Annotated in this window: 4 protein-coding genes; 2 read left to right on the forward strand and 2 right to left on the reverse strand. The window is 76.4% G+C overall.

Annotated features, from left to right (window positions below; translation table 11 throughout):
• Positions 1–126 precede the first annotated feature (126 nt).
• Together E1283_RS31970 and E1283_RS31975 are read right to left on the reverse strand one after the other, a co-directional pair.
• The gene (locus tag E1283_RS31970; RefSeq protein ID WP_132821664.1) at positions 127–1,284 is read right to left on the reverse strand and encodes an ROK family glucokinase; all 1,158 of its coding nucleotides are present in this window, start codon (positions 1,282–1,284) and stop codon (positions 127–129) included.
• A gap of 145 nt (positions 1,285–1,429) precedes the next feature.
• Positions 1,430–2,464 carry an ABC transporter ATP-binding protein gene (locus tag E1283_RS31975; protein ID WP_132821665.1) on the reverse strand — a complete coding sequence of 345 codons (1,035 nt, stop codon included), beginning with the start codon at positions 2,462–2,464 and terminating at the stop codon, positions 1,430–1,432.
• 365 nt (positions 2,465–2,829) lie between these two features.
• On the opposite strand from E1283_RS31975, the gene E1283_RS31980 reads away from it, so the two are divergent.
• Together E1283_RS31980 and E1283_RS31985 are read left to right on the forward strand one after the other, a co-directional pair.
• Positions 2,830–3,855 (forward strand): LacI family DNA-binding transcriptional regulator, encoded by a 1,026-nt coding sequence (locus tag E1283_RS31980; RefSeq protein WP_243745251.1) that lies wholly within the window; start codon positions 2,830–2,832, stop codon positions 3,853–3,855.
• A 41-nt stretch (positions 3,856–3,896) separates the two neighbouring features.
• On the forward strand, positions 3,897–4,791 hold an 895-nt coding region (locus E1283_RS31985; protein WP_132821667.1), incomplete at its 3' end, for an amidase family protein.

Below are 4,791 nucleotides of genomic sequence, written 5' to 3' on the forward strand. Positions count from 1 at the left end.
CGGCGGCGAGGGTGATCCTGGTGTACTCGCCGGGCTTGGCGAACAGCTCCTGGGCGGTGGCGGTGTCGTAGAGGACCAGCGAGCCGCCGGCGGCGACGCTGCCCTCCTCCGTGGTGAAGACGCCGGTCATGGCCTGGCGGTCCGTCCCCTCGGCGCGAGCAGGTCGAAGGCCGTGCGGTGCTGCACCCGCTCCGCACGCGCCGCCCGGCGGCGGTTGGCGCGCCGGAAGCGGCGGGCCACCAGGCGCGCCAGGTCGGCGGCGCCGACCATGCCGGCCTCGGCGCCCAGCTCGGCCCGGACGATCGTCGCCTCCGGGCGGTAGCCACGGCCGGTCAGCTGGCGTCGGAACGCCTCACGCGCCGGGCGGATCAGCAGGTCGTCGGCGTCGCTGACGCCGCCGCCGATCACGAAACAGGCCGGGTCGAGGGCGGCGGCCAGGTTGGCGATGCCGACGCCGAGCCAGCGGCCGACGTCCTCCAGGAGCTCGACGCACATCGCGTCGCCCTCCCGGGCCAGATCGCTGATCAGCGGCCCGGTGATGTCCCCGATCTGGCCGGAGACCCGCTCCAGGGTGCGCTGGGCGACCGGCGAGTCGGCCGCGGCAAGCTCGCGGGCCTCCCGCACCAGCGCGTTGCCCGAGCTGTACTGCTCCCAGCAGCCGCGGTTGCCGCACGGGCAGCGGTGGCCGCCGGGGACCACCTGCATGTGGCCGAACTCGCCGGCCACCCCGTACGCGCCGCGCTTGACCCGGCCGCCCTCCAGTATCGCGCCGCCGATCCCGGTGCCCAGCGTGATCATGACCAGGTGGTCGGCGTCCCGGCCGGCGCCGAAGCGCCACTCGCCCCAGGCGGCGGCGTTGGCGTCGTTGTCCACCAGGATCGGCACCGCCAGCCGGGCGGCCAGCGCGTCGCGCAGCGGCTCGTTGCGCCAGGCGAGGTGCGGGGCGAAGAGTACCCGGGAGCGGTCCGCGTCCACCCAGCCGGCGGCACCGATACCGACGGCGTGCACGTCGTGCCGGTCGGAGAGGTCGAGGACCAGCTCGGCGATGGTGTCCTCCACCACCTTGGGGCTCTTCGACTTGTCCGGGGTCTCGGCACGCAGCCGTTCGAGCACCGTGCCGTCGGCGTCCACGACCCCAGCCATCACCTTGGTGCCGCCGATGTCGATGCCGACGGTGGGCACCCGGGGGGCCGACTGGGGTGAGCGGCGCTCACGCGTGGCGATGGCGCGCTGCACGGTCGTCCGCGCCGTCCGGCGGTTCACTCGCTCACGGTAGGTACTCATCGGCTCGATTGTGCCTCACGCCGAACCCGGGCCGCCCTCCGGCGCCGGCGAGCGGCCCCGGGCATCGGGTTGACGGCGCACGCCGGCCCGCGCCGGCCGCGACACCGGTGGTCGGCGGTCCGGCCCCCGGCGACGTCCGGGGAGGTCACGGGCGGGCGCGCCGCTCCCGCTGCCGGCCGCCGCCGGCCGGCGGTGGGGCGTGCAGGTGGCAGGCGGCCGTCCACACCTCGGGATCGCCGGCCGGGCCGAGCCGGTGCGCGGCGGGGCGGCGGCCGGCGCAGGGCTCGAAGGCGTCCGGACAGCGGTCGACGAAGGCGCAGCCCGGCGGCTCCGCGCTCGGGTCGGGCGACCGGCCGGGGAAGGAGCGCAGCAGCCCCCGGGTGTAGGGGTGGGCGGCGCCGCGGGCGATGCGGGCGGTCGGGGCGTGCTCGACGACGCGGCCCGCGTACATCACGGCGAGCCGGTCGCTGAGTTCGAGCAGCGGCGCGAGGTCGTGGGTGACGAGGACGACGCCGAAGCCGAACCGGTCGCGGAGTCGGACGATCTCGTCGAGGATCTCGCGCCGCACGACGGCGTCGAGGCCGGTGGTCGGCTCGTCCAGGACGACGACCTCGGGGTCGAGCGCGAGGGCCATGGCGATGACGACGCGCTGCCGCGTGCCGCCGGAGAGATCGTGCGGGTGGGCGGCGACCCGGGCCGGCTCGACGCCGACGGTGGACAGCAACTCGCGGGCACGGTCCCGGCGTTCGGCGGCGCCCATCCGGGGGCGGTGGGCGCGGAAGATGTCGTCGAACCGGCGGCCCACGGTGGTGACCGGGTTGAGGGCGTTCATGGCGCTGGGGAAGACCACGGAGAGCCGGTTCCGGCGGAAGGCGTGCAGCTCCTCGCCGGCCAGGGCGGTGAGGTCGGTCTCGGCGTCGTCGTCCCGGCCCCGGAAGGTGACCCGGCCGCCGACGAGCCTGGCCGGCGGGCGGAGCATCCGGCCGAGGGCGGAGGCGAGGGTGGAGCTGCCGCAGCCGGACTCGCCGGCGATGCCGAGGATCTCGCCGCGCCGCAGTTCGAGGCTGACGTCGCGGACGGCGTGCACCGGGCGCCGCCCCTCGTAGACGACGTCGAGGTGCTCGGCGCGCAACACGACGTCGTGCCGGGTGTCGGGGTCGGTCGCGGTCGGCTGGCTCATCGGGCGCTCCTTGTCTGTCTCACCGCCACCGGCGCCGCTCGGTGAGGCGGGGTGGTTCCGGTGGCGCGGTGGCGTGGTGGCGCGGTGGATCTGATGTGATGTCGCTGGACCTGATGACGGATCTGATGACGGATCTGACGGGGAGTCCTGACGGGGGATCCTGACGACGGCGCGGCGAACTCCCGGAACGGTCCACCCGTGCCGGGCGTTGTCGCAGGAAAATTAGGGCCGCGAATTATCGGGTGTCAATGCCGCGTCCTCGCCCTCACGGGGTTCGATCCCGTCCGGTGCTGAACCGGATTAGCCGGGCCGCCGGACGCACACCAGCCAGGGGTAGGGGGTTCGAGATCGTGAAACGTCCCACCATGCAGGACATCGCACGGCGGGCCGGCGTCACCAAGGCCGCCGTCTCCTTCGCGCTCAACGGGAGACCGGGGGTGTCGGAGCCGACCAGGCGGCGGATCCTGGCCATCGCCGACGAGTTGGGCTGGCAGCCGAGCAGCGCCGCCCGGGCGCTCTCCGACGGCCGGTCGGGCAGCTTCGGACTCGTGATCGACCGGCCGGCACGCACGCTCGGGCTCGAACCGTTCTTCATGCAGCTGATATCCGGCATACAGGCCGAACTCGCCCGCGACACCACGCCGTTACTGCTCGCCATGGCCGAGGACCAGGCGGCCGAGATCGCCCTCTACCGCGGCTGGTGGGCGCGGCGCCTGGTGGACGGCGTCTTCGTCGTGGACCTCCAGGTGACGGACGCCCGGGTGCCGGTGTTGGAGGACCTCGGGATGCCGGCCGTGGTGCTGGGCGCCCCGCTCGGCACCGGTTCGCTGCCGGCGGTGTGGAGCGACGACGCGGCGGCCGTCGCCACCGTCGTGCGGCATCTGGCCGGCCTCGGACACCGCCGGATCGCCCGGGTGGCCGGCCCGGGACACCTGCGGCACACCGCGATCCGCACCACCGCGTTCGAGCGGATCACCGGCGGCCTCGGGATCGACGGCCGCACCCTGGAGGCCGACTACAGCGGCGAGCGGGGCGCGGCGGCCACCGTCGAGCTGCTGTCGGCCGAGCCGGCCGCGCGCCCCACGGCGATCCTCTACGACAACGACGTGATGGCGCTCTCCGGGCTCACCGCGGCCCGGGGCCTGGGGCTCGCGGTGCCGGCCGACCTGTCGCTGGTGGCCTGGGAGGACTCGGCGCTCTGCGAGCTGGTCGCCCCGTCGCTGACGGCGTTGCACCGCGACATCTGCGGCTACGGCGCCCAGGCGGCGCGCCGGCTGCGGGAGGCCGCCGGCGGGGCCGCGGTGCCGGACGTCGAGGACCCGCCCTCCTCGCTGACGCTGCGCGGCTCGACCGGGCCGGCGCCGGACGCCGGCGGGCGGGCATTCCGATAAACCGGTTTAGACCTCCGTGGTGCTCCGGGGTGGGAGATTCCGTGAACGATCTCGACTTTCTCCGGCTCGGCGCGGTCGACATCGCGGCCGCGGTGCGGTCCGGCGAGCTCTCGGCGGCCGAGGTGACGGCCGCCGCGCTGCGGCGGATAGCCGAAGTCGACGACGGGGTGCGGGCGTTCGCCGACGTCTGGCGGGACGCCGCGCACGCGGACGCGCGGCGGGTCGACGCCGCGGTCCGGCGCGGCGGGCGGCCGCCGCTGGCGGGGGTGCCGATCGGGGTGAAGGCGACGGAGGGCCGGTCGTCGGAGCAGAGCCGGCGGCTGCTGGCGGCCGGCTGCGTGCCGGTGGGCGCCACCGCGACGCCGGGCCCCGGCACGCCCTGGCGCACCTGGGGGCTGACCGACCGCGGCCCGACCCGCAACCCGTGGCTGCCGGACCGCTCCCCCGGCGGCTCCTCGGCCGGCTCGGCCGTGGCGGTGGCGACCCGCATGGTCCCGCTGGCCACCGGCAACGACGGCGCGGGGTCGGTGCGGATACCCGCCGCCTGGTGCGGCGTCGTCGGCCTCAAGCCGACCACCGGCCGGCTGCCGGCCCGGGACCGCGCGGGGCTCAACGTCGGCGGGCCGCTGGTGCGGCACGCCGCCGACGCGGCCGCCTGGCTGGCCGCCGTCGCCGGCCCGTCGACGCCGCGGCCGGCCACGGCCCGGGCGCGGATCACCTGGTCCGCGACGCTCGGCTTCGCCACGCCGGAACCCGCGGTGGCCGCGGTCGCCGAGGCCGCGTCGCGGGCCCTGACCGGGCGTCTCGGGCTCACGCCCGTCGACCGGCCGGTGCGGCTGCGGGATCCGGCCCCCGCCTGGACCGCCCTCCGCTCCCCCGCCGCCGAGCCACGCCCGCCCCACCCGCCCCATCCGCCGCGGACCGTCAACGACCGGG

This window comes from Streptomyces hainanensis, from assembly GCF_004348415.1.
Taxonomy (GTDB): Bacteria; Actinomycetota; Actinomycetes; order Streptomycetales; family Streptomycetaceae; genus Streptomyces; species Streptomyces hainanensis.